We start from the raw sequence: 23,158 nt of genomic DNA on the forward strand, positions 1-23,158 counted from the left end.
CGGGATGGATCGGCCTGCACCTGTTGGGGCGTTCCAAGCCGTTCCATCCCGCGCCGCGCCTAGGAGGAGGCGCTGGGGATCTTCAGGGGGTCGCGGGGGGCCTCGGCCTTCGCCTTGTCCATCTCCTCACCCAGCTCCCGCAGGCGGTTGCGGCCCATGGACTCGCGCACCTGCGGGAACCACTCCTTCTCCTCCTCCTCGACGTGATGGCGGACGTTCTCCATGAGCACCGTCATCTTGGCGTCGTAGCGCTCGTCGGCCGGGTCGAGGTCCTTCAGCTCCGCCAGCATCCAGACGACGACGTGGTGTTCCTCGACGCTCTCCAGGATGTGGTCGGTGGTGTCCGGGGTGTCCGCGCGGGCGGCCGGGTAGAAGATCGTCTCCTCGATGTAGGTGTGCGCGGTCAGCTCCTCGATGACCTGCGCGACGATCTTCTGCTTGGTCTTGTGGGCGCCGGAGCCCGCCTTCTCGAACTCCTTGAACAGCTTCTCCACTGTCTTGTGGTCCTCTTTGAGCAGCACGATCGCGTCCATGGACGGCCTCCCTGGGGTCGGGGCGCCCGGCGGGGGACGAAGATTGCCGGGCGTCGGGTCCGGCCCAGGTACCCCGAGGTCAGGCGCTCACACCCGCGTCCTCAGTGACGTTCCTGACGGGGCAGCACCACGTGGTTGACGATCACCTGGACGGCGGCGGCGACCGGGATGGCCAGCAGGGCCCCCACCACGCCGAGCAGGGCGCCGCCGATGAGGGCGGCCACGATGGTGGCGGCGGCCGGCACGTCCACGGACGACTTCATCACCTTGGGCGCGATCAGGTAGTTCTCGATCTGCTGGTAGACGATGAAGAAGATGAGCGTGGCGATGGCCACCGGGAGCGAGGCGAACAGCGCGACCAGCGTGGCGATGCCCGCGCCGATGAACGCGCCGATGAGCGGGATGAGGTCGGTGAGGGCCACGATGATCGCCAGCGCGAGCGCGTACGGCACGCCCGCGATCGACAGGAAGACGAACGTGGTGACGCCCGCGATCAGGGAGATGATCAGGTTGCCGGCCACGTAGCCGCCGACCCGGGCGAGGATCTCGTCGCCGAGCAGCCGGGCCCGGTCCCTGCGGCTGCGCGGGATCAGCCGGTAGCCGGTGCGCGTGATCGAGCGCAGCGCGCCCAGGAAGTACAGGGTGAGGATGAGCACGGTCAGCGTGGAGAACACGGCGCTGACCACGATCGAGGCGATGCCGAGCAGCCCGCCGAACACCTGCCGGCCGAGGTCGCCGCTGGTCAGGTACGCCTGCAGCCGTTCCAGGAGCTGGTAGCGCTGGTCCAGGTCGCGGATCTGGGGGTTGTTCTGCAACTGCTGGATGTAGGTGGGCAACTGGTCGGCGAACTGGCCCGCCTGCTCCGACAGCGCCGGGATGACCGCCATGGCGAACCCGGCGAACAGCACGATCACCGCCGCGAACACCGCGGTGATCGCGGCCCAGCGGGGCAGGCCGTGCTCCTCCAGCCACCGCACGGCGGGGTCCAGGCCGACGGCCAGGAACAACGACACGACGATCAGCATGAGCATCGAGGCGCTGGCGGTGAGCGCCTGGACCAGCAGCCAGGCGGTCAGCACACCGAGCGCGGCGGTGAACCCGAAGACGAAGGGCGTGCTGCCGAACGGCCGTCCGGGCCTGCCGAAGGGCAGGCCCGGCGCGTCCGGTCGCGGGCCGGACGCGTGGCCGTCCCGGCCGGCCGTGCCGGGTTCGCCCGGCGGGGCGGAGGGCGTGAACTGATCACCAGACATGGGGGCTCCTGAACCTGAGAAACCCCCTTCTCTGCCCGGCCGGGACGCGGTCTATCGTCACCGCCGCCGCCGGTGATCCGCCCGGTGGCCGAGGCGGGGACGCCGTGCCGCGCCCGCCGCACGATCAGGGCTCTGACCTGCGCCGTTTCGCCGGACCGGGCAGGGGGTAGGCCGCTCATCCCGGGGTGGGCGGGGAGCGGGCAGGACACGAGCCAAGGAAGAACGGCATGGGGGAACCGCAGCAGGTGCAGGTCGAGATCCTCGACCAGGTCGCCATCGAGGACCTGATCGGGAAAGTGGAGGACGTCGCCCGGCAGCCCGGCGCGGCCGACCGGGTGGCCAGCTGGCGTGCCGAGCACGGCTCCGAGCACGCCACGCCCCAGGCCCGTTCGTTCGTCGTCGTGGGGCCGACGCTGATGTTCCTGCACCCGTGCCCGGACGGCGTCGTCCTGCCGTTCGCCGCGTACCCGGACGGGACGGTGAAGGTCTACACCGATCCCGAGCACGCCGGGCTGAGCTTCTACCGCGACTCCGGCGGGTAGGCGCGTCCGGCATGGTGCCCGGTCAAGGGGGTACATCGTGGTTGCGGTCAACCCCCCGCAGGCGGCGCTCGTGCGAGCGGGCCCGCGCTGTGGCCTCGTCACCGGCCTCACACCACACGAAGGCACGAACATGAGGACATCACCACGGGGCCCGCGAGCGCTGCTGCCCTTCCTGTCGGCCCTCTGCGTGCTGGCGCTCCTGCCGGCCTGCAACCCGGGGCAGCGGGAGTCGCCCCTCCCCCAGGGCACGTCCAGGGAGGGGCTGGTCGACGGGCAGGTGGGCGCGATGCGGCTGCTGCACGTGCACATCCTGGCCCCGCCCATGGACCGGCAGAAGGCGGGCGACGACCTGGGCCTCTACCTGACGCTGGTCAACGAGAGCGACCAGCCCCAGAAGCTCGACGGCGTCACCACCGTGCACGCCAGGAAGGTCGTCTACCGCGCGGGGCCGGGCGCGCCGCAGCAGGACGTCAACGTGACGGTGCCGGCTCGCTCGACCGTCTCGCTCCAGGAGGGGCAGAACCGTCCGCACCTGGAGGTCCTGGACATCGACCGTCCGCTCGGCGCCACGCCGATCGACGTCACCTTCCGCCTGACCACCGGCACGACCACCCTGCGCATCCCGGTGCTGCCGCTGGAACCGGGGAGCACGCCCGCCCCGGGCCACAGCTGACCCGGTCGCGAGGCTTCTGCCATTCTGTGGAGCCATGTATCCCGGGTCCGCGCTTGGTGAGTTCCTTCGTTCCCGTCGTGCCCGGCTCAGCCCCGAGGAGCTGGGGCTGAGCCACGGCGTCCGCCACCGCCGGGTGGCGGGGCTGCGCAGGGAGGAGGTGGCCCCGCTGGCCGGGGTCAGCGTCGGCTACTACACGCGTCTGGAGCAGGGGCAGAGCCCGAACGTCTCCGACGACGTGCTGGACGCGCTCGCCCGCGTGCTGCGCCTGGACGAGGACGAGGTCAAGCACCTGCACCGGCTGGCCAGGGTCGCGCGGGCCAGGGAACGGGTCCGGCCCGAGCGGCTGCGTCCCGGCATCAGGCTCATGGTCGACTCCTTCGCCGGGGCGCCGGCGATCGCGGTGGGCCGGCGGGGCGACATCCTGGCCTGGAACCGGCCTGCGCACGCCCTGCTGGCCCCCCACTGGGCCTTCGACGCCGAGGAGCGACCCAACTTCATCCTCATGGACTTCCTGGAGCTGGACTTCGCCCGCCGCCTGTACGTGGACTGGCCGGGCAAGGCCCGGGACGACATCGCGTACCTGCAGGGGTCGCTGTCCAGGTTCCCCGGCGACGAGGGCGTGACCGGCCTGGTCGAGGAGCTGCTGGTGCGCAGCCCGGAGTTCCGGGAGATGTGGTCGGAGCATCCGGTCAGCAACTGCGCCTCCATCTCCCGCGACTACCGGCATCCGGAGGTGGGCGTCATGACCCTCACCGCCGAGCTGCTGCGCACGCCCGACGACGAGGGCCAGGGGGTGACGGTGTTCCAGGCCGAGCCCGGATCGCCGTCGGCGGAGCGACTGGGCCGCCTGATCGAACTCGTCGCCGCCCGACCCGTCCCGTCGCACCGGCTCGCCGGCGCCTGACCGGTCGCGTCGCCCGTCAGGCGGCGAGGCGGCGGGCGGCGGGGGCGCGGCGCGGGAGCAGCGCGGCGGCCGCCGCGCCGAGCAGGGCGACCGCCCCCGCCACGACGAAGGCGGCGTGCAGCCCGCCCAGCGTCGCCAGCACGCGGGTGGTGACCGGGACGAGGGCCTCGGTGCGCGCGGCCACGACGGCGGTCAGCCCCGCCACGCCCACGGCTCCGACGAACGTGGGCAGCTGCGCGAGGCTGCCGGCCACGCCCTGGTCGGCCTCGTCCAGGCCGGAGGTGATCGTGGTGATGGCGGCCACCACGGTCAGCACGTGCCCGAAGCCCATGGCCGCCGAGGTGGCCAGCAGCACCGGCAGCCCGCCCTGGGCCGGCAGCAGCACCATCGCCGCCGTGCCGGCGGCCTGCACGACCAGGCCGAGCACGATGGTCGCGGCGGTGCCCCTGGCGCCGATCAGCCGGGCCGCGACGGTGCCGGCGAGCAGCGCGGCGACGCCCTCGCCCAGGAAGCCGAGCCCCGTCCGCAACGGCGACCAGCCGAGCACGTCCTGCATGTAGATGCTGAGCAGCAGCGTCGCCCCGCCGCACATGCCGAACGTCACCAGCCCGATCGTCATCCCCCACGTGACGGTCCGGCGGCGCAGCAGGCGCAGGGGCACCAGGGGGGCGGGGTGCCGGGACTCGACGACGAGGAACGCGCCCAGCAGGGCCGCCGCGGCGAGCAGGATCACCGGCGTCACGAAGCCGTCCCCGTCGCCGGCGGAGATGCCGTAGACCAGGGCGAACAGGCCGGCGGCGGCCAGCAGTGCGCCCGGCACGTCCAGCCGGGTCCGCTGCCTGGCGGCGCTCTCGCGGACCACGGCGAACGCGCCCGCCACCACGAGGACGCCGATGCCGAACAGGATGAGCATCGTCCAGCGCCAGTTCAGTCCGCTGGTGATGAGCCCGCCACCGATCGTGCCGATGACGAACCCCAGCGAGAGCAGGGCGCCGTTGACGCCCAGCGCCCGCGTCCGCCGCGGCCCTTCGGGGAAGGCGGCGGTCATCAGGGCCAGCGCGGTCGGGCCGATCATGGCCGCCGCCACGCCCTGCCCGGCCCGCGCCGCGACCAGCAGGCCGGGGGTCGGCGCGAGGCCCGCCAGCAGCGAGAACGCCGCGAACGTCAGCACTCCGGCGATGAACAGGCGGCGCCGGCCCAGCGTGTCGGAGGCCCGCCCGAACAGGGGCATCAACGCGGCCGTGGGCAGCAGGCAGGCGGTGGCCACCCACTGCAGGCCGGAAGCGCTGGCGAAGCCCAGGTCCCGGCCGATCTCCGGCAACGCCACCGTGATGATCGAATAGTCGAGGCCGGTCATGAACGTCGCACCGCACAAGGTGATCAGGATGAGCCGGCCGCGCAGCCCCAGCCGCGCGTCGCTCCGCAAGGTCTCTGTCATGCCGGCAAGCCTGCGGCTCCGCCAGGAGTCCAGCCAGCGCCCTGTTGAAGGTACCTCTGCCAGATGCAGGCTGAGCGGCGGCCGGACGGCGGTCAGGAACGGAGAAGCGCCGCCGGGCGGGGCGCGGCTAGCGTGACCGGCATGGACATCACCATCCACTCCAGCTACCTCCCCCACGACGACCCGGACGCCTCCCTGGCCTTCTACCGCGACGCGCTCGGCTTCGAGGTGCGCGGCGACGTCGGCTACGACGGGATGCGCTGGATCACCGTCGGCCCCGCAGGCCAGCCCGGCACGTCGATCGTGCTGCAGCCGCCGGTCCCCGACGGCTGCGGGATCACCGAGGACGAGCGCCGCACCATCGTCGAGATGATGGCCAAGGGCACCTTCGCCGGCATCAACCTGTCCACGGACGACCTCGACGCCGTCTTCGACCGGCTGGCGGCCAACGGCGCGGAGATCGTCCAGGAGCCGGCCGAGCAGCCGTACGGGGTGCGCGACTGCGCCGTACGCGACCCGGCGGGCAACCTGATCCGCATCAACCAGCGGCTCTGAGGCGGCGAGGTCAGGGGCGGGCCGCGTCGAGGAACCGTCGCGCGCCGCGCAGCTCGGTCCGCAGCGCCCGCCGGGTGGCGGCGCAGTCGAGGCGCACGTCCAGCGGGCCGGGCACGCCCGACCCAGCGCGCAGGCCCGCCGGGATCCGGTCCGGGTCGAGGCCGTCGCGGCGGGCGACGAGCAGGCCCAGTTCGTACCGGCTCAGCGCGTCGGCCCCGGCGACGTGGTGGACGCCGGACCGGCCGGAGGCGGCCAGTTCCAGGAGGGCCGCCGCGAGGTCGGCGACGTGCACCGGGCATCGCACGTCGTCGGTGAACAGCGCGCCCTTCGTCCGGCCGGTGGCCAGGGCGTGCACCAGCGCCTCGTGCGGCGAGCCGGCGCCGACGATCAGCGACGTCCTGGCGATCACCGCGTCCGGCGCGACCGCGGCCACGGCCGTCTCGGCGGCCGCCTTGGCCGCGCCGTACGGGCTGATCGGGTCGGGGAGGCACGTCTCGTCGTAGCGGGTCGCGGCCCCGGAGAAGACGGCGTCGCTGGAGACGTGGACCAGGTGACCGCCCGCCGCGGCGGCGGCCAGGGCGACGTTCGCCGCCCCGGTGGCCATGGTCGCCCAGTCGTGCTGCCGGGAGGTGGCGTTGACGACCGCGTCCGGCCGGACCTCGGCGACCAGCGCCTCGACGTCGGCGCGCCGGCGCACGTCGAGCGGCGACCACGCGACGCCGGACGCCTCCCCGGGACGGGTGTGGCAGGTCGCGGCCACCTCGTGCCCGGCCGCCACGCCCTGCCGGACGAGTTCGCCGCCCAGGAAGCCGCTGCCGCCGACGACGAGCAGCCTCACGGGTTCGTGGCCCCGACGTAGGCCGCCAGGTGCTCGCCGGTCAGCGTGGAACGGGCGGCGACGAGGTCGGCGGGGGTGCCCTCGAAGACGACCCGGCCGCCGTCGTGGCCGGCTCCGGGGCCGAGGTCGATGATCCAGTCGGCGTGCGCCATGACCGCCTGGTGGTGCTCGATGACGATCACCGACTTGCCGCCGTCGACGAGCCGGTCGAGCAGGCCGAGAAGCTGCTCGACGTCGGCGAGGTGCAGGCCGGTGGTGGGCTCGTCGAGCACGTAGACGCTGCCGCTCTTGTCGGCCATCTGGGTGGCCAGCTTGAGCCGCTGCCGCTCGCCGCCGGACAGCGTGGTGAGCGGCTGGCCGAGGCTCAGGTAGCCGAGCCCGACGTCGGCGAGCCGGCCGAGGATGGCGTGCGCGGCCGGGGTGCGCGCCTCGCCCGCGCCGAAGAATGCCTCGGCCTCGGTCACCGGCATCGCCAGCACCTCGCTGATGTCCCGGCCGCCGAAGCGGTACTCCAGCACCTCGGCCTGGAAGCGCCTGCCCTCGCACTCGTCGCACACGGTGGCGACGCCGGCCATCACGCCCAGGTCGGTGTAGATGACGCCGGCGCCGTTGCAGTTGGGGCAGGCGCCCTCGGAGTTGGCGCTGAACAGGGCCGGCTTGACGCCGTTGGCCTTGGCGAACGCCTTGCGGATCGGGTCGAGCAGGCCGGTATAGGTGGCCGGGTTGCTGCGCCGCGAGCCGCGGATCGGGCTCTGGTCGATCGACACCACGCCCGCGCCCGCCGGGACGGACCCGTGCACGAGCGAGCTCTTGCCGGAACCGGCCACGCCGGTGACGACGACCAGCACCCCGAGCGGGATGTCGACGTCGACGTCGCGCAGGTTGTGCTTGTCCGCGCCGCGGATCTCCAGCGCCCCGGCGGGCTTGCGCACCTCCTCCTTCAGGCGGGCGCGGTCGTCGAGGTGGCGGCCGGTGACCGTGCCGCTGGCCCGCAGCCCCTCGACGGTGCCCTCGAAGCAGACGGTGCCGCCCTCGGTGCCGGCGCCGGGGCCGAGGTCGACGACGTGGTCGGCGACGGCGATGGCCTCCGGCTTGTGCTCGACGACGAGCACGGTGTTGCCCTTGTCGCGCAGCCTGGCCAGCAGGCCGTTCATCCGCTGGATGTCGTGGGGGTGCAGGCCGATGGTGGGCTCGTCGAAGACGTACGTGGTGTCGGTGAGGGAGGAGCCGAGATGCCGGATCATCTTGACGCGCTGGGCCTCGCCGCCCGACAGCGTGCCGGCCGGCCGGTCGAGGGACAGGTAGCCGAGCCCGATCTCGACGAAGGAGTCGAGCGTACGGCCCAGGGTGGCCAGCAGCGGCGCCACGGACGGCCGATCGAGGCCGCGGATCCACGCGGCCAGGTCGGTGATCTGCATCCGGCAGGCGTCGGCGATGCTGACGCCGTCGATCTTCGAGGACCGGGCCTCGGCGCTGAGCCGGGTGCCGTCGCACTCGGGGCAGGTGGTGAAGGTGACCGCCCGTTCGACGAAGGCGCGGATGTGCGGCTGCATGCCCTCCTTGTCCTTGGACAGGAACGTCTTCTGGATCTTCGGGATGAGCCCTTCGTAGGTGAGGTTGACGCCCTCGACCTTGACCTTGGTCGGCTCCCGGTAGAGGAAGTCCTGCATCTCCCGCTTGGTGAAGTCGCGGATCGGCTTGTCGGGGTCGAGCAGCCCCGACTCGGCGTAGACGCGTACGGTCCAGAAGCTGTCGGACTTCCAGCCCGGGATGGTGAAGGCGCCGCCGGCCAGCGACTTGGAGTCGTCGTAGAGCTGGGTGAGGTCGATGTCGGAGACCGTGCCGCGGCCTTCGCAACGGGGGCACATGCCGCCCAGGCGGGTGAAGCTCTGCCGGACCGTCTTGCTGGAGCCGCGCTCGACAGTGATCGCGCCGGTCGCGCGGACCGAGGGCACGTTGAAGGAGTAGGCGTTGGGCGAGCCGATGTGCGGCTGCCCGAGCCGGCTGAACAGGATGCGCAGCATCGCGTTGGCGTCGGTGGCGGTGCCGACGGTGGAGCGGGGGTCGGCGCCCATGCGCTGCTGGTCGACGATGATCGCGGTGGTCAGCCCTTCGAGCACGTCCACCTCGGGCCGGGCCAGCGTCGGCATGAAGCCCTGGACGAACGTGCTGTAGGTCTCGTTGATCAGCCGCTGCGACTCGGCGGCGATCGTGGCGAACACCAGGGAGCTCTTGCCCGAGCCGGACACGCCGGTGAACACCGTGAGCCGGCGCTTGGGGATCTCGACGCTGATGTCCTTGAGGTTGTTCTCGCGCGCGCCGTGGACCCGGATCAGATCGTGGCTGTCGGCGACCTGCCGCTCGGGCGGCGTGTGCGTGCTCATCGTTTCTCCATCTCTCGCGCGGGGCCCCCGCCTGCGTCGCCTGGGCGGATCCGACCAGCTACGAGGGTATGACCTCACGGTAGCGGGGGTTCGGGGACGGGTGCTTCTCCGTTCCTGACCGGTGCGCCCGCCCTCCCGCGGAGACGGCGTTCAGCGGCCGGTGCCGGCGATGAAGTCGAGCACGTCCTGGTTGAGCCGGTCGGCGTGGGTGATGAAGATGCCGTGCCCGGCCCCGGCGTACTCGTGGTAGACGTTGCCCGGCACCAGTTTCGCCAGCCGCCGCCCGCACAGCCAGACGGGGGCCGAGGCGTCGGCGTCGCCGTGGATGATCAGGGTCGGCACGCGGACGGCGGCGCTCTCCTCGCGCAGGTCGGTGCAGACGCCGGTCCTGACGACCTCGTGGGCGGCTCTGGCCGAGCAGTCGAGGCAGCGCTGCACGGTCCACTCGACGAGCTCGGAGGAGATCTTGTTGCCCAGGTGCGTGGCGAAGAACGCCTGGGCGTTCTTCGCCAGCCACCTCGGGCGGTCCTTGGCGCGGTCGGCCGCGACGGCGTCGAAGCGGGCCTGGTCGACGCCGTCGGGGTTGTCGGGCGTCCTGACGGCCAGGGGCGCGGTGGGCGAGATCAGCACGATCCGGCTCACCCGGTCGTCCCCGTGGCGGGACAGATAGCGGATCACCTCGCCGCAGCCCATCGAGTGCGCCACCAGCGTCACGCCGCGCAGGTCGAGGTGGTCCAGCAGCGCCGCCAGGTCGTCGGCGAGGTTGTCGTAGTCGTATCCGTGGCCGGGCCAGTCGGAGCGGCCGTGGCCGCGCTTGTCGAAGGCGACGCAGCGCAGGCCGCTCTCCGACATCGGCATCATCTGGAACTCCCATGAGCTGCTGCTGAGCCAGGCCCCGGCCACGAACACGACAGGCTCGCCCTGCCCCCAGTCGGTGTAGAACAGGCTGGTCCCGTCGTGGCTGTCGAAGTACGGCATGTGATCCTCCCGCAAAGTCCTCGCGCTTACGGAAGAACTCTCGCGCGGGGCAGGTCATGCCGTCGATTACGTGCCAGGTAATGCCGTCGCCTACGTACCGGCCAGCCCCCGTTCCAGCACCTCGAACGCCAGGTCCACGGCGGCGACGTGGTCGGCGAGCACGCCGGCGGCCCTCTCCCCGGCCAGCTGGCGGGCCGCGGCGGTCAGGTAGGCCGAGCGGAACGCGCCGACGAGCATGGCCGCGGTCAACCGGCCGGGCAGCCCCTCGCCGGACTCGTCGATCAGGGCCGCGAGCACGGCCTCCAGCTCGTCGGCGATCTCCCTGGCGCGGGCCCGCAACGCCGCGGAGCCGATCACCACCCGGAAGAAGTGCACGAACCGGTCGTCGATCCCGCCGAGCGGGTGGCCCTCGCGCGCGTGCCGGACGAGCATGTCCCGCAGCGCGGACAGCACCGGCTCGCCCGGCCGGCGGCCCCGGACGGTCTCGGTGACCAGGTCGACCAGCTCGGGGATGCGGTCGAAGAAGATGTCCTCCTTGCGGGGGAAGTAGTTGAACACCGTCACCTTGGAGACGTCCGCCGCCTCGGCGATCTCGCCGATGGTCACCTCGTCGAAGCCGCGTTCGTAGAAGAGCATCGAGCCGTGGTCGGAGATGCGCTTGCGGGTCTCGGCCTTCTTGCGTTCGCGGAGCGATGGGGTCTCTTTCACAGAAAAAGTGTATCGCACTCAAAATTTAGTCGGGTATAGTTTTCGCCATGGACTACGACGTGATCATTTCCGGTGGCGGTCCCGTGGGGCTGATGCTCGCCTGTGAGCTGCGGTTGCACGGCGTCCGCGTGGCGGTGCTGGAGCGGCTGACCGACATCGACCAGACGGTCAAGGCGGGCTCGGTCAACACGCCCACGGCGGAGGCGTTCTACCGGCGCGGGCTGTTCCCCGTGCTGGAGGAGGCGCAGGCCGAGACCATGAAGGCGATCCAGGCGTTCATGGCGCAGCGGGGCGGGGCGGCGGCGGCCGAGCAGCCCAAGGTGTCCTCCTTCGCCGGGCACTTCGCCGGGCTGTGGCTGCTCAGCGAGCTGGTGGACGAGAGCGACCCCGACTTCGCCGACCGCGGGCCGGCCACCCGCCTCACCGGCATCCGGCAGCAGGACATCGAGCGGGTGCTCGGCGAACGGGCCGCCGAACTCGGCGTGGACGTGCTGCGCGGCGTGGAGCTGACCGGCTTCGAGGCCGCCGCCGACGGCGTCGTCGTGCGGGCGGGCGAGCGGGAGTTCCGCTGCGGGTGGCTGGTGGGCTGCGACGGCGGCCGCAGCACGGTGCGCCGCCTGGCCGGCTTCGACTTCCCCGGCACGCCCCCGCTGATCACCGGCCACCAGGCCGTCGTGACGATGGAGGGCGCCGAAGGGCTGGCCGCGGGCTGGAACCACACCGACACCGGCACCTACGCCAACGGGCCGACCCCCGGCCGCATCCTCACCGTCGAGTTCGACGGACCGCCCGAGGACCGCACCACGCCGGTCACCGCCGAGGAGCTCCAGGCCAGCCTGCGGGCCGTCTCCGGCGTGGACGTCACCGTCACCGGCGTCAGGACGGCCACCCGCTTCACCGACAACGCCCGCCAGGCCACCACCTACCGGCTCGGCCGGGTCCTGCTGGCCGGCGACGCGGCGCACGTCCACTCGCCCTTCGGCGGTCAGGGGCTCAACCTGGGCATCGGCGACGCCGTCAACCTCGGATGGAAGCTCGCCGCCGTGGTCCGGGGCCGCTCGCCCGAGGCGCTGCTCGACACCTACACCGCCGAACGCCACCCCATCGGCGCGTGGGTGCTCGACTGGACCCGCGCCCAGGTGCAGCTCATGCGGCCCGAGGCCGGTCCCCGGGCGCTGCGGGCCGTCGTGTCCGACCTGATCGGCACGACCGAGGGCACCACGTACTTCGTCAAGCGGCTCTCGGGCGTCTGGCAGCGCTACGAGCTGCCCGGCGACCATCCGCTGGTCGGCCGGAGCGTCCCCGACCTGGAGCTGGCCGACGGCAGCCGGGTCGGCGACCATCTCCACGACGGGCGGGGGCTGCTGCTGGACCTCGGGGCCGGCCTGGCCGCCGACCCGCGCGTGCCGCTGCTGGCGGCCAAGCCGGTGGACGTCCGCGACTTCGCCGGCCTGCTGGTCCGGCCCGACGGCGTCGTCGCCTGGGCGGGCGACGCACCGGACGCGGCGCTGGAGGAGGCCCTGGCCACCTGGTTCTGACCGCGCTGTTCTGACCGCGCTCCGGGCGGCGCTCAGCCCTGGACGCGGCGGGCGGCGCGCGGATCCGGCACGAACCCGAACGCCGGACGGACCTCCTGCAGCACGGTCAGCGCCGTCCGCCGGGCCGTCGAACGCGGCCTCCCCGGTACGTCCTGGGACATGCGGGCCCTCCTTCCCAGCCGCCGGCGGCCTACTGGGCGACGGCCCAGTCCTGGTACGTGGTCCGCCCCAGGACGGCGTCGTCGCCGGGCACCAGCGAGCGCTCGCTCAGCTCGCTGCCGAAGTAGCGGGCGTGTACGTCCCTGACCACCTCGCGCGGGTCACCGAGACCGGCCAGGGCGTTGCGGAAGAACTCGTCCATGCGGTACTGCTCGGGGCCGGCGATCTCGATCCGGCCGTTCAGCGGCGTCCCGGTCGCGACCCGGCCGACGGCCGCCGCGACGTCGTCGCCCGCGATCGGCCGGAACAGCACGGGCGCGATGTGCACCTCGCCGTCCACGGTGGACGCGCCGGCGATGGCGCGCACGAACTCGAAGAACTGCGTCGCGTGCACCAGCGAGTACGGGATCCCCGACTTCTCGATCAGCCGCTCCTGGGCGATCTTCGCGGCGAAGTAGCCGTTGTCGGGCATGCGCTCGGCGCCCACGACCGACAGCGCGACGTGGTGGCCGACGCCCGCCGCGGCCTCGGCCGCCATCAGGTTGCCCGTGGAGCTCTCGAAGAACTCCAGGGCCGCCGCGCGCTCGAACGACGGCGAGTTGGAGACGTCCACGACGACCGACGCGTCCTCCAGGACCTCGGCCAGCCCCTCCCCCGTGACGGCGTCGACGCCCGTCCTCGGGGACGCGGCGACCGCCTCGTGCCCCTCCCCGGCCAGCTTGTTCACGAGCTTCGACCCGATCAGACCGGTCCCGCCGATCACGACGATCTTCATGACGACCTTCCTTTCGCCCGGGGCACCCCCTCTGGTGACATGTCCAGTCCGCGGCCCGGCGGCACCGGCCATGACGCGTCCATTACCCGTCGATGTCCTGTCCGGACGACCCGGGAGATGATCGGGACGAGAGATCCCCGCCCTGGAAGGACCCCCGCCTTGAGCGACGCGTACGCGACCCGGAGCCGGCTCAGCCCGAGCGCCTTGGCCCGGCCCTCCGCGATCCACGGCACCGGCCTGTTCGCCGTCCGCCCGATCACCCGGTGCGTTTCGGCAACCACTCCTGCGACCCCACCCTGTGGCACCTCGACGCGACCACGGTGGCCGCGCGCCGCGACCTCGATCCCGGCGAGGAGCTGACGATCGACTACGCCACCCACAGCGGGGTCGGGACGTGGGCGATGCCCTGCCGGTGCGGCACGTCCCTGTGCCGCGGACGCGTGACCGGCGGCGACTGGCGGCTGCCCCGGCTGCGGGCCGCATACGGCGACCATTGGACCCCGCCCCTGCTCGCCCGCATCGCGGCCGACCGCGCGGAAGGTTAGCCCGCGCCGCGGTCAGTCGCGCGCGGGGGCAGGAGTGCGGCGACCAGGGCGCGGAGGGCGGCCAGGGCCTCGGCGTGGTCGACGCGTTCCGGGGCGAGCAGCCACTGCTGGTGGACGCCGATGCCGGCGCCGACGAGCGCGACGGCCAGGGCCTCCGCCGGCAGGCCAGGCGGCAGCGGGAGGCGTTCGAGCCAGCGCCGGCAGTGGTCGCGCAGCGCCTCGTGGATCTCGACGTAGCGGTCGCGGACGGGCGAGCCGGGCTCCAGCGCCTCGACCAGCAGGGTGACGAAGAGCTTGGTGGTCGGAAGGGCGAACAGCGCGCCGACCCCCTGGTCGAACGGCTCGAACCCCGGATCGCCGGTCTCGGGGACGGCGGCCAGGCCGTCGCGCACCCTGGCCACCGAACGTTCGAGCACGGCCAGCAGCAGGCCCTCCTTGCCGCCGAAGTGCCATGGGATGGAGCCGCGGCTGATGCCCGAGCGCCGGGCCACGTCGTGGAACGTGGTCTGCCGGTAGCCCTTCTCGGCGAACAGCTCGGCCGCCGCGTTGAGGATCAGCTCGCGGCTCTCGTTGCTGGTCTGTTCCCGTCGCGTTGTCATGCCACCTCCTCTGTGCTAACAATCATATTCTATGTTGACCAACACAGAGGAGAATTCCATGAACGTCGCGATGATCGCCAAGCACTACCCGCAGGCCGCGTACCGGGAGGAGTTCGTCGGGCGGGTGCGCAAGGTGGCCGAGGCGTTCCGGGGCATGCCCGGCTGCCTGTCGGCCGAGTGCTGGCTGTCGGAGGACGCGGTGGTCTCCATCGTGCGCTGGGAGTCCGACGAGGCGTTCGCCGCGTCGCTGGCCGCGCTCGGGACCGCCGGCGTCGACGTGGCCTTCGACGAGCGCGAGGCCCGGCCGCGCGAGATCGTCCGGCTGGTCGCCGCCTGAGGCTAGTAGCCCGAGGGGCGGACGAGCCCCGTCTCGTACGCGAAGACCGCCGCCTGCGTACGGTCACGCAGCCCGAGCTTGACCAGGATCCGGCTCACATGGGTCTTGACCGTCTGCTCGGCGACCACCAGGCGCTCGGCGATCTCGGCGTTCGACAGGCCCTGCGCGATCAGCGACAGCACCTCGGTCTCGCGCTCGGTCAGGTCGCCCACGCGCTCCTTCAGCGGCGCGCGCCGCGCGCCGCTGACCCGGGTGAACTCGGCGATCAGGCGCTTGGTGAGGTTCGGGGCCAGCAGCGCGTCGCCGGCCGCCACCACCCGCACCGCGTGGGCCAGCTCGGCCGCCGAGGCGTCCTTGAGCAGGAAACCGGACGCCCCGGCGCGCAGGGCCTCATAGACGTAGTCGTCGAGGTCGAACGTGGTCAGGACCAGCACCTTCGCCGACGCGTCCGGACGGGCGGCGATCCGGCGGGTGGCCTCGATGCCGCCGAGCTCGGGCATGCGCACGTCCATGAGGACGACGTCGGGGTCCAGCTCGGCGACCTGGGCGACGGCGTCGAGCCCGTTGACGGCCTGACCCACGACCTCGATCCCGGGCTCGGCGTTGAGCAGCACGGTGAAGCCCTGACGGACCATGACCTGGTCGTCGGCGATGACCACGCGGATGCTCGTCATGAGGTGGCCTGGATGCCTTTCTCCTGGTCGACCGGCAGGAACACGCTGACCTCGTAACCGCCCGCAGGCGTGGGCCCGGCGACCAGGTCGCCGCCCAGCATGGCGGCGCGCTCGCGCATGCCGAGCAGCCCGTGCCCGGCGCCGGGCGAGGGCCGCGCCGGCCTGCCGGGCGGACCGTTGACGACCCTGATCGCGAGCGAGCCCGGCCGGTACTCCAGCCGGACCGTCACCGCCGCGCCGGGCGCGTGCCGCATGGCGTTGCTGAGCGCCTCCTGCACGATCCGGTACGCCGACAGCTCCACGCCCGGCGACAGCGGACGCGCCCGCCCGGCGATCTCGGCGGTGAGCGTGACGCCCGCGCCGCGCACGTTCCCCAGCAGCTCGTCCAGCCGGTCGAGCGTGGGCTGCGGCGCGTCGCCCGGCTGGTCCTGCGCGCGCAGCACGCCCAGGACCCGGCGCAGCTCGGTCAGCGCCTCGACGGCGTTCTGGCGGATGCCCGCCAGGTTCTCCCTCAGCTCCTGCGGCGGGTCGTTCACCAGGTGCGGCGCGACCTGCGCCTGGATGGAGATCACCGACATGTGGTGGGCGACCACGTCGTGCAGTTCGCGGGCGATCCTGCTGCGCTCCTCCAGCAGCGTGCGGCGGGCCCGTTCCTCGGCGGTCAGCCCCTCCTGGGCCTCCAGCCGGGTACGGGTCGTCCTGAGCTGGCGCACCCCGGCCCCGACGGCGACCGCGACCGCGTCGGCCATCAGGGCCGTCACCCCCAGCCCGCCCCCGTTGGCCTCCGGCATGAGCGCCACGATCGCCACCCCGGTCAGCGCGGTGATCGCCAGCGCCTTGACGGCGACGCGGGGGCGTACCCGCAGCGCCAGCAGGAACAGCACGCCGGCCTGCAGGGCGACGCCGGAGCCCGTCCACGGGAAGGCGAGCGGTCTGGCCTGCGAGAAGGGCAGCCCCTCGTACGCGTCGGGATGCACCGTCCAGGGGAAGCTCAGATCATTCGCCACGTAGACCATGCCCGACCGCGCCCCGGCGACCATGAGCACGATCGTCGCCCACCAGGCGGGCACCGGCCGCCACATCGCCAGCACCATGGCCGCCGCCATGGCCATGGCCAGCAGCGGGACGGTCGGGTCGATGCCCTCTCCGCCGGGGTACAGGCCCATGGCCGTCGCGTACAGGACGACGACGGCGTGCGGCAGCCGGGACAGGGCGCGCGGGCCGCCCATGCGGGGCAGGGGGTCAAGGGCCGTCGTCCACAGATCCGCGCGCAGGGTCGCGAGGGCCTTCCGCAGCCTGCTCATCCGCACTCGCCCATGTTCCTTACGTCCCGGCTTGCACCCTTGGTCCAGCTTATTGGTGAGCCGGTCACGATCCGCGCGAGGTTCGCCGGCGCCACCCCCGACACGCACGCCGCCGGGCCCGCCACCAGCGCGGCGACGGACGTGGCGAGCAGAATGCGGCGGCCACGGGTGCCCATGGGATCCTTCCGGTGCGGGGGGCGGTCCCCCTCGACGCTACGGATCCCCCGGCTCGCGGGCCTCCCGCTGCGGAGCTCACTTCCCGCGTAGCTCTCGGGTACTACGGGATGTACCTCAGCCGTCCACGGGCAGGCGCAGGCGGCGGCCCCGCCAGCGGTCGCGCAACCAGCGGTCGTGGCTCGCCACCACGACCGCGCCCGGACCGTCCTCGGCCATGGCCGCCTCCAGCTCGTCGGCGAGGCCGGGTGACAGGTGGTTGGTGGGCTCGTCGAGCAGCAGGACGTCGGGCGGATCGGCGATCAGCAGCGCCAGCGCGAGGCGGCGGCGCTGGCCGACCGACAGCTCGCCCACGCGCAGGCCGTGGTCGCGCGGGCGGATCAGGCCGAGCGAGCGCAGCGGCACGGCCTCGGCCCGCTCCGGCCCCAGGGCTCGTTCGTACGTCTCCCGGACCGTGCGGGCGGGGTGCTCGAACGTCGTGTCCTGGGGCAGCAGGCCGACGGTCAGCCCCGGCCGCCGCCGTACCCGCCCGGCCGGTTCCAGGTCGCCGGCCAGGATCGCGAGGAGGGTGGACTTGCCCGCGCCGTTCGGGCCGGTCACCAGCAACCGGTCCCCCGGGCTCAGGTCGAGCCGGTCGAGCGAGAGCCGCCCCGCCACCTCGACGCCCCGCACCGACAGCAGCGGCTCGCCGCCACGGCCCTCCCAAGGAGCAACCGGGTCTTCCCGGGTGGCGACGAGGTCTTCCCGGGTGGCGACGGGCTCTTCCCGGGTGGCGAGGGAGGCTTCCCGGGTGGCGAGGGGGGCTTCCCGGGGAGCGGCGGGGTCCTTCTTCGGGGGGAGGAGGGGGGCGGTGAGGCGGAGTGGGGGTGGCGGGGCGGGGACCTGATCGCGTTCCAGCTCGGCGAGCCGGCGGGCGGCCTCGCGCACCCGCCGGGAGATCTGCTGCTGCACGCGTCCGGCGCGGTGGCCGTAGCCCATCTTCTCGTTGTCGCGGCGCAGCCCGTCCTGGGCCACCCGCCGCGCGGTCACGGCGACGGCGCGGCGCAGTTCGTCCAGTTCCTCCTGCTCGGCCGCGTGACGCCGCTCCCAGCGTTCGCGCTCGGCGCGTCTCCCCGTCAGGTACGCGCTGTAGCCGCCGCCGTACCGGACGGGGCCGTCCACGGCGGGGTCGAGGTCGAGCAGGTCCGTGCAGACGGCGTCGAGGAAGGCCCGGTCGTGGCTGGCCACGACCACCACGCCGGTCATGCCGCGCAGCTCCTCCTCCACGAAGACGGCGGCGTCGTCGTCGAGGTGGTTGGTGGGCTCGTCCAGCAGGAGCGCGGCGGGCCGCCTGATCAGCAGCGCCGCCAGCGCGAGGCGACCGCGCTGCCCGCCGGACAACGACCCGAGCGCGCGCGGACGCGGCACGCCGCCCAGCCCCAGCCGGTCGAGGACGATCTCCGCGCGCCGGTCGGCGTCCCAGGACTCGCGCTGCTGAGCCTGGTCGAGCCGGGCCCCGTACGCTTCGAGCAGCGCGACGTCGTCCGGCGACCCCGCCAGCTCGCGGGTGAGCCGGTCGAGCTCGGCCAGGTCCGTCCGCGCCTCCCGCAGGGCGTCGTCGAGCACGTCGGCGAGCGTGTCACCGGCCGCGAACGGCAGCTCCTGGTGCAGGAAGCCCAGGTCGGCGGGGCGTACGACGGTGCCGGAGTCGGGCTCGTCCGCACCGGCCAGCAGCCGCAGCAGGGTGGACTTGCCCGCGCCGTTCTCGCCGATGAGCCCGATCCGGCGGCCGGGGGCGGCGGTGAGGGACAGGCCGTCGAGCACGCGCCGCGTGCCGAGCGTCCGGACGAGATCGTGGGCCAGCAGCGCGTCACTGACCGGCGGGAAGGGGTGGGAGACCATGTGAACCTCGGAGGAGGACGCGGGCGCGCCGAAGCCGCCCGGTGAGAAGGACAGGGATTCGGGGACGACGAAACAGGGCCTCGCCGGCGGCGCTCACGCGCTCACGCCGGGGCCGATCAACCTCCGGTGTCACCCGGAGATGTCGTCGTCACCTGCCATGTCCGGTCTCCTGTTCGTGGATCACAAGCGTTTCCCGACGTAGCCTACGCGGCCCCGGCAGGCGACGCACCCGTGGGGACGGCGGGCGGCCTGCCGTACCGCCCGTCGCCCGATCTAGGGCCGGAGCACGATCTTGCCGTGGGCGTGGCGGCGTTCCAGCTCGCCGAAGGCGTCCCGCACCCGCTCCAGCGGGTACACGCGGGCGATCGGCACCTCCAGCTCACCCCGCGCGGCGAGCCGGGCCAGCTCCCCCACCACGACGGCGCAGGCGGCCGCCCCCTCCCCGTACGTCCGCGCGCCGACCCTGGCCGCGCCCGCCCAGTCGCAGATGGTGTCGATGCGCTCGGGCCGCACGCCCAGCTCGACCGCGAGCTCCACGTAGCCGTCCCCGTAGGTGTCGATGAAGGCGTCCGCGTTCCCGCCGGAGGCCGCCCGGATCCGCTCGGCCACGCACTCCCCGTACGCCACCGGCACGACGCCGTGCCCCTTCAGCCAGGCGTGGTTCGCCTCGCTCGCCAGCCCGATCACCCTCGCCCCCCGGCGCCGCGCGAGCTGCACGGCGATGGACCCGACACCGCCCGCCGCCCCGGACACCACCACCGTCTCCCCCGGCCCGGGATCGACCGCGAACACCGTGGCGTACGCCGTCGTGCCGGCCACGTACAACGACCCGGCGACCTCCCACGGCAGTCCCGCCGGGCGCAGGGTCAGCGCCACGTCGTCCACCACCGCCGGGCTGGATCCCGGCCGCGCGCACCTCGACCAGCACCTGACCCGGTCCCGGCACCGGACGCCCGACCTCCTCCACCCGCAGGACGTCGATCCCGCCGTACTCGTGGAACCGCACAGCCTTCATCGCCTGATCACCGCTCTTCCTCCTCAGGGCCGGTCCTCGGATCGGCCGCGCCCCACCATGCCCGCACCCGGCCGCCGGAGTAACGGAGCGCTCTTCCCAGGACCGGCGATCCCAGGGAGGGCCACTTGACTTCAAGTGGACTTGAAGCCGCAGGATCCCGCACATGACCAAGAACCAGACGACAGGCCGTACCGGCGAAGAGACCGACGCGCTCATCGCCCTGCTGGACATGGCGGACAACATGCCCGGGGCGGGCGAGCTGCGTGCGCGCTCCTACGAGTTGCTCGACCTCGTCCCGGAGGCGGCGGTGGCCGACGTCGGCTGCGGATCGGGCCGCGCGGTGGCGGAGATGGCCGAGCGGGGCGCGCGGGCGATCGGCGTCGACCCCGACGAGCGGATGATCAGCGTGGCGGGCGGGCGCTGGCCGGCCGGTGAGTTCCGGGTGGCGCAGGCGTACGAGCTGCCCTTCGCCGACGGCGAGCTGCGCGGCTACCGGGCCGAGAAGGTGTTCCACGTCCTGGACGATCCCGCCCGTGCCGTCGCCGAGGCGCGGCGCGTGCTCGCCCCCGGCGGACGGATCGTGCTGCTCGGACAGGACTGGGACACCTTCGTCATCGACTCCGGCGACGCCGCGCTCACCCGCCGGATCGTGCACGCCCGCGCCGACCTCGTCAGGGCCCCGCGCGTGGTCCGCCGCAGCCGCAACCTCCTGCTGGACGCGGGCTTCACCGACGTCACCGTCGAGGTGCGCACCACGGTGTGCACCGACGCGACGATGGTGCCCGCGCTGGCCGATCTGGCCGGGAAGGCACGCGCGGCCGGGGCCGTCACCGACGAGCAGGCCGAGACCTGGCTCGCCGAGCAGCGCGAGCGCGGCCGGACCGGGCGGTTGTTCCTCGCCCTGCCGATGTTCGTGACCGCGGCGACACGCTAGCCCGCCGGCGCCCGGGTCAACGGCGGGGCGGGGCGAGGTCGGCGAGGTCGGCGAGCTCGCCGCTCTGGTGCCGTTCGAGCAGAGCCTCGGCGCCGTGCTCAAGGGCCCGGGCCGCCTCCGCCGCGCGCGGGAGCATGGTCGTCTCGTACGCGGCCACGGCCTCGGCCACCGTGGCGGAGCCGGCCAGCGCGAGGGCGAGCTCGCAGGCGTCGAGCATGGCCAGGTTGGCGCCGGCGCCGAGCGGCGGCATCAGGTGGGCGGCGTCGCCGAGCAGGGTCACGGACGGCGACCGCTCCCACGCGTGCGGGACGGGCAGCGCGAACAGCGGACGGTCGACGTACGGCCCGTCGTTGCCGCTGATCATCCGCAGCAGCGACGGCGACCAGCCGGAGAAGGCGTCGAGCAGCCAGGAGCGGATTCCGGCGGTGTCGCCGGCGTTCAGGCCGTTCGCGGCGATCCAGTCGGCGGGCAGGCGCTGGATGACGTAGACGCGGATGTGGTCGCCGCCGTTGCGCTGGGCGAACAGGGCGCGGTCGCCGTCGGCCGCGGTGGCGCCGCCCTGGCCGACGAGCTCGGCGAGGTCGGGGTGCGCGTTCCCGACGTCCTGGAACCACGCCTCCAGGAAGGTGACCCCGGTGTAGCGCGGCACGGCGGCCGACACCGCCGGCCGCACGCGGGAGAACGCGCCGTCGGCCCCGACGACGAGGTCCGCCTCGACGGACGTGCCGTCGGTGAAACGCACCCGCCGCGGGCCGCCGGCCGGGCCGGTGACCTGCTCGACGGCCTGGCCCCACCGCACGGTCCCCGGTTCCAGCGAGCCGAGCAGCAGGTCGCGCAGCGCGCCCCGGTCGATCTCCGGCTTGAACAGCTCGTCCTCGGCCGGGACGTGGTGGTCCAGCAGCCGTCCGGCCGGGTCGAGCAGGCGCATCTCCTGCCCTTCCGGGCGGGCCAGCCGGAAGAAGCCGTCGAGCAGGCCGGCCTCGCGCAGGGCGACCTGGCCGTCGTCGGCGTGCAGGTCGAGCGTGCCGCCCTGGTCGCGCGCCCGCGGGTGAGGGTCGCGTTCGTGCACGGTCACGGGGATGCCGTGCCGCTGCAGGACGCGGGCGCAGGTGAGCCCGCCGGGGCCTGCCCCGATGACGTGGATCCGCGCGGCGGCGGGTGCGGGTGAGCGCATGGCTGAACCTCTCGTTCAGGGGTCCGGGTGGGTACGGTCCCAGAGAAGCAGAACGAGTACAAAAGTGCAACCGGTCCACTTATTGTCTCATGCCACCTTTTGCTAGGGTGGGCGGCATGGACACGCCACCCGTCACCGGCCGCCGCGAACGCAAGAAGGCCGCCACCCGCAAGGCCATCGCCGACGCCGCCCTGCGGCTGTTCCTGGAGCGCGGCTACGACCGGGTGAGCGTCCGGGACGTCGCCGAGGCGGCCGACGTGTCGACCACCACGCTGTTCAAGCACTTCCCGAGCAAGGAGGCGCTGGTCTTCGACGAGGAGGAGGACCGGGAGGCGGAGCTGGTCGCGGCGGTGCGCGGGCGCCCCGAGGGGCAGAGCGTCGTCGAGGCGCTGCGCGGGCACGTACTGGCGTCCTGGCCACCGCTCGCCGCCCATCCGCTGCGGGCCGAGTTCACCGCGCTGGTGGAGTCCACGCCGGCGCTGCTGGAGTACTACGAACGGATGTGGACCCGGCACACCGCCGCCCTCGGCGCGGCCGTCGCCGAGGACGCGGGCGTGGCGCCCGACGACGTCGCCTGCCACGCGCTGGCCCGGTTCGTCCTGGAGACGCCGGCGCTCACCCGGGGGCGGAAGGATCTTCGCGGGGCCGTCGAGCAGGTCTTCGACCTCCTCGCGCACGGCTGGCGTCCGCCGAGCTGACGGCCGGACGCCGGCCCGCGCCCCTCAGACGATCCGCGACGACCGCCCTCCGTCGATCCCCCACGAGACGATCCTGGTGGGCGTGATCGTGATGACCTCCCGCGAGAAGTACGGCACCGGCGGCTCATGGTCGGTCGAGGCCACCGCCGTGCCCCGGATCTCGATGCCGCGCACCACCCACGGGTCGACCGAGGCCAGGTCGTCCACGACGAGGGCGACCGTGCTGCCCCGCTGGACGTTCCTGAACTTCTTGGAGGCGCCCATCGCGTGCCCGCCGATGGTGATCGTGCCCGAGGCGGCGTCCACGAAGAAGCCCACGGGGTTGTTCTGCACGTCTCCGGAGGGGGAGACGGTGGCCAGGCGGCCGAGGTGCTGTCCGGCCAGGTAGTCGAGCTCTGGCTGCGTGAAAATCATGCGGGAAGTATGCAACGTTGACACCGGCGTCATCCCAAATCACCTCATGTGGCGCGGATCACTGTCACAGGCGCCCGGTGGCCGGCATCTCCTGTGCGACCGGCCACGACGGCGGCGGACGACGACCGTCCGGC

General features: G+C 73.3%; 26 protein-coding genes. 9 read left to right on the forward strand and 17 right to left on the reverse strand.

Going from position 1 to position 23,158, the window contains the following annotated elements:
* Positions 1 to 59: 59 nt before the first annotated feature.
* Both ACIA8R_RS18145 and ACIA8R_RS18150 read right to left on the reverse strand, forming a co-directional pair.
* A complete protein-coding gene (locus tag ACIA8R_RS18145) occupies positions 60 to 533 on the reverse strand; it encodes a hemerythrin domain-containing protein (protein ID WP_357707881.1) in 474 nt (157 codons plus the stop codon).
* 101 nt (positions 534 to 634) lie between these two features.
* Positions 635 to 1,783 (reverse strand): AI-2E family transporter, encoded by a 1,149-nt coding sequence (locus tag ACIA8R_RS18150; protein WP_397039295.1) that lies wholly within the window; start codon positions 1,781 to 1,783, stop codon positions 635 to 637.
* Positions 1,784 to 2,010: 227 nt separating this feature from the next.
* Here ACIA8R_RS18150 and ACIA8R_RS18155 point away from each other — a divergent pair, with 227 nt between their 5' ends.
* The 3 genes from ACIA8R_RS18155 (at position 2,011) to ACIA8R_RS18165 (ending at position 3,902) form a co-directional block, all read left to right on the forward strand.
* Positions 2,011 to 2,325, forward strand: coding sequence for a hypothetical protein (locus ACIA8R_RS18155; protein WP_357707879.1), 315 nt, complete (start codon positions 2,011 to 2,013; stop codon positions 2,323 to 2,325).
* 130 nt (positions 2,326 to 2,455) lie between these two features.
* Entirely contained in the window at positions 2,456 to 2,998 is a 543-nt protein-coding gene (locus tag ACIA8R_RS18160; RefSeq protein ID WP_397039296.1) for a hypothetical protein, read from the forward strand.
* A gap of 34 nt (positions 2,999 to 3,032) precedes the next feature.
* The gene (locus ACIA8R_RS18165; protein WP_397039298.1) at positions 3,033 to 3,902 is read left to right on the forward strand and encodes a helix-turn-helix transcriptional regulator; all 870 of its coding nucleotides are present in this window, start codon (positions 3,033 to 3,035) and stop codon (positions 3,900 to 3,902) included.
* A gap of 16 nt (positions 3,903 to 3,918) precedes the next feature.
* Here the strand turns inward: ACIA8R_RS18165 and ACIA8R_RS18170 are convergent, their stop codons facing one another.
* Positions 3,919 to 5,340: an MFS transporter gene (locus tag ACIA8R_RS18170; protein ID WP_397039299.1), complete on the reverse strand. Its 1,422-nt coding sequence runs from the start codon at positions 5,338 to 5,340 to the stop codon at positions 3,919 to 3,921.
* Positions 5,341 to 5,481: 141 nt separating this feature from the next.
* Between ACIA8R_RS18170 and ACIA8R_RS18175 the strand changes: the two genes are divergently transcribed.
* Complete coding sequence (locus ACIA8R_RS18175) at positions 5,482 to 5,895, forward strand: VOC family protein (protein WP_357707873.1); 414 nt, start codon at positions 5,482 to 5,484, stop codon at positions 5,893 to 5,895.
* Between the two features lie 10 nt (positions 5,896 to 5,905).
* Here the strand turns inward: ACIA8R_RS18175 and ACIA8R_RS18180 are convergent, their stop codons facing one another.
* The 4 genes from ACIA8R_RS18180 to ACIA8R_RS18195 form a co-directional block, all read right to left on the reverse strand.
* Positions 5,906 to 6,733, reverse strand: coding sequence for a sugar nucleotide-binding protein (locus tag ACIA8R_RS18180; protein ID WP_397039301.1), 828 nt, complete (start codon positions 6,731 to 6,733; stop codon positions 5,906 to 5,908).
* Complete coding sequence (locus tag ACIA8R_RS18185) at positions 6,730 to 9,117, reverse strand: ATP-binding cassette domain-containing protein (RefSeq protein WP_397039303.1); 2,388 nt, start codon at positions 9,115 to 9,117, stop codon at positions 6,730 to 6,732. The genes ACIA8R_RS18180 and ACIA8R_RS18185 overlap by 4 nt, the downstream gene beginning before the upstream one ends.
* Positions 9,118 to 9,267: 150 nt before the next feature.
* Positions 9,268 to 10,095, reverse strand: a complete 828-nt coding sequence (locus ACIA8R_RS18190) for an alpha/beta fold hydrolase (protein ID WP_397039304.1) — start codon at positions 10,093 to 10,095, stop codon at positions 9,268 to 9,270.
* A gap of 90 nt (positions 10,096 to 10,185) precedes the next feature.
* On the reverse strand, positions 10,186 to 10,803 hold the full coding sequence (locus tag ACIA8R_RS18195) for a TetR family transcriptional regulator (RefSeq protein ID WP_357707867.1): 618 nt from the start codon (positions 10,801 to 10,803) through the stop codon (positions 10,186 to 10,188).
* Positions 10,804 to 10,850: 47 nt separating this feature from the next.
* On the opposite strand from ACIA8R_RS18195, the gene ACIA8R_RS18200 reads away from it, so the two are divergent.
* Positions 10,851 to 12,341 carry an FAD-dependent oxidoreductase gene (locus ACIA8R_RS18200; protein ID WP_364087407.1) on the forward strand — a complete coding sequence of 497 codons (1,491 nt, stop codon included), beginning with the start codon at positions 10,851 to 10,853 and terminating at the stop codon, positions 12,339 to 12,341.
* 32 nt (positions 12,342 to 12,373) lie between these two features.
* Here the strand turns inward: ACIA8R_RS18200 and ACIA8R_RS18205 are convergent, their stop codons facing one another.
* Together ACIA8R_RS18205 and ACIA8R_RS18210 are read right to left on the reverse strand one after the other, a co-directional pair.
* Positions 12,374 to 12,502, reverse strand: a complete 129-nt coding sequence (locus ACIA8R_RS18205) for a hypothetical protein (RefSeq protein WP_397039306.1) — start codon at positions 12,500 to 12,502, stop codon at positions 12,374 to 12,376.
* A 29-nt stretch (positions 12,503 to 12,531) separates the two neighbouring features.
* On the reverse strand, positions 12,532 to 13,275 hold the full coding sequence (locus ACIA8R_RS18210) for an SDR family oxidoreductase (RefSeq protein ID WP_397039308.1): 744 nt from the start codon (positions 13,273 to 13,275) through the stop codon (positions 12,532 to 12,534).
* A 263-nt stretch (positions 13,276 to 13,538) separates the two neighbouring features.
* Here ACIA8R_RS18210 and ACIA8R_RS18215 point away from each other — a divergent pair, with 263 nt between their 5' ends.
* On the forward strand, positions 13,539 to 13,820 hold the full coding sequence (locus ACIA8R_RS18215; RefSeq protein ID WP_397039309.1) for an SET domain-containing protein-lysine N-methyltransferase: 282 nt from the start codon (positions 13,539 to 13,541) through the stop codon (positions 13,818 to 13,820).
* Here the strand turns inward: ACIA8R_RS18215 and ACIA8R_RS18220 are convergent.
* Positions 13,817 to 14,419 carry a TetR/AcrR family transcriptional regulator gene (locus ACIA8R_RS18220; protein WP_397039311.1) on the reverse strand — a complete coding sequence of 201 codons (603 nt, stop codon included), beginning with the start codon at positions 14,417 to 14,419 and terminating at the stop codon, positions 13,817 to 13,819. The genes ACIA8R_RS18215 and ACIA8R_RS18220 overlap by 4 nt on opposite strands.
* A gap of 58 nt (positions 14,420 to 14,477) precedes the next feature.
* On the opposite strand from ACIA8R_RS18220, the gene ACIA8R_RS18225 reads away from it, so the two are divergent.
* Positions 14,478 to 14,756: an antibiotic biosynthesis monooxygenase family protein gene (locus ACIA8R_RS18225; protein ID WP_397039313.1), complete on the forward strand. Its 279-nt coding sequence runs from the start codon at positions 14,478 to 14,480 to the stop codon at positions 14,754 to 14,756.
* Positions 14,757 to 14,758: 2 nt separating this feature from the next.
* Here ACIA8R_RS18225 and ACIA8R_RS18230 read toward each other — a convergent pair whose 3' ends face one another.
* From ACIA8R_RS18230 to ACIA8R_RS18250, 5 genes are all read right to left on the reverse strand, one after another.
* Positions 14,759 to 15,430 (reverse strand): response regulator, encoded by a 672-nt coding sequence (locus ACIA8R_RS18230; protein ID WP_397039314.1) that lies wholly within the window; start codon positions 15,428 to 15,430, stop codon positions 14,759 to 14,761.
* On the reverse strand, positions 15,427 to 16,734 hold the full coding sequence (locus ACIA8R_RS18235; protein ID WP_397039316.1) for a sensor histidine kinase: 1,308 nt from the start codon (positions 16,732 to 16,734) through the stop codon (positions 15,427 to 15,429). Before ACIA8R_RS18235 ends, ACIA8R_RS18230 begins: the two co-directional genes overlap by 4 nt.
* Complete coding sequence (locus ACIA8R_RS18240) at positions 16,731 to 16,910, reverse strand: hypothetical protein (RefSeq protein WP_397039317.1); 180 nt, start codon at positions 16,908 to 16,910, stop codon at positions 16,731 to 16,733. Before ACIA8R_RS18240 ends, ACIA8R_RS18235 begins: the two co-directional genes overlap by 4 nt.
* Before the next feature lie 115 nt (positions 16,911 to 17,025).
* Positions 17,026 to 18,789, reverse strand: coding sequence for an ABC-F family ATP-binding cassette domain-containing protein (locus tag ACIA8R_RS18245; protein WP_397039319.1), 1,764 nt, complete (start codon positions 18,787 to 18,789; stop codon positions 17,026 to 17,028).
* A 273-nt stretch (positions 18,790 to 19,062) separates the two neighbouring features.
* Positions 19,063 to 19,677 carry a zinc-binding dehydrogenase gene (locus tag ACIA8R_RS18250; protein WP_397039320.1) on the reverse strand — a complete coding sequence of 205 codons (615 nt, stop codon included), beginning with the start codon at positions 19,675 to 19,677 and terminating at the stop codon, positions 19,063 to 19,065.
* 290 nt (positions 19,678 to 19,967) lie between these two features.
* Here ACIA8R_RS18250 and ACIA8R_RS18255 point away from each other — a divergent pair, with 290 nt between their 5' ends.
* A complete protein-coding gene (locus ACIA8R_RS18255) occupies positions 19,968 to 20,738 on the forward strand; it encodes a methyltransferase domain-containing protein (protein WP_357707848.1) in 771 nt (256 codons plus the stop codon).
* 16 nt (positions 20,739 to 20,754) lie between these two features.
* On the opposite strand, the gene ACIA8R_RS18260 is transcribed toward ACIA8R_RS18255, so the two are convergent.
* Entirely contained in the window at positions 20,755 to 21,912 is a 1,158-nt protein-coding gene (locus ACIA8R_RS18260; protein WP_397039322.1) for an FAD-dependent oxidoreductase, read from the reverse strand.
* Positions 21,913 to 22,028: 116 nt separating this feature from the next.
* On the opposite strand from ACIA8R_RS18260, the gene ACIA8R_RS18265 reads away from it, so the two are divergent.
* Positions 22,029 to 22,610 (forward strand): TetR/AcrR family transcriptional regulator, encoded by a 582-nt coding sequence (locus tag ACIA8R_RS18265; protein WP_364087433.1) that lies wholly within the window; start codon positions 22,029 to 22,031, stop codon positions 22,608 to 22,610.
* A 24-nt stretch (positions 22,611 to 22,634) separates the two neighbouring features.
* Here the strand turns inward: ACIA8R_RS18265 and ACIA8R_RS18270 are convergent, their stop codons facing one another.
* Positions 22,635 to 23,024, reverse strand: coding sequence for a PPOX class F420-dependent oxidoreductase (locus ACIA8R_RS18270; RefSeq protein WP_357707843.1), 390 nt, complete (start codon positions 23,022 to 23,024; stop codon positions 22,635 to 22,637).
* Positions 23,025 to 23,158: the final 134 nt, after the last annotated feature.

This window comes from Nonomuraea sp. NPDC051191 (assembly GCF_044455665.1).
In the GTDB taxonomy this organism is placed as follows: Bacteria; Actinomycetota; Actinomycetes; order Streptosporangiales; family Streptosporangiaceae; genus Nonomuraea.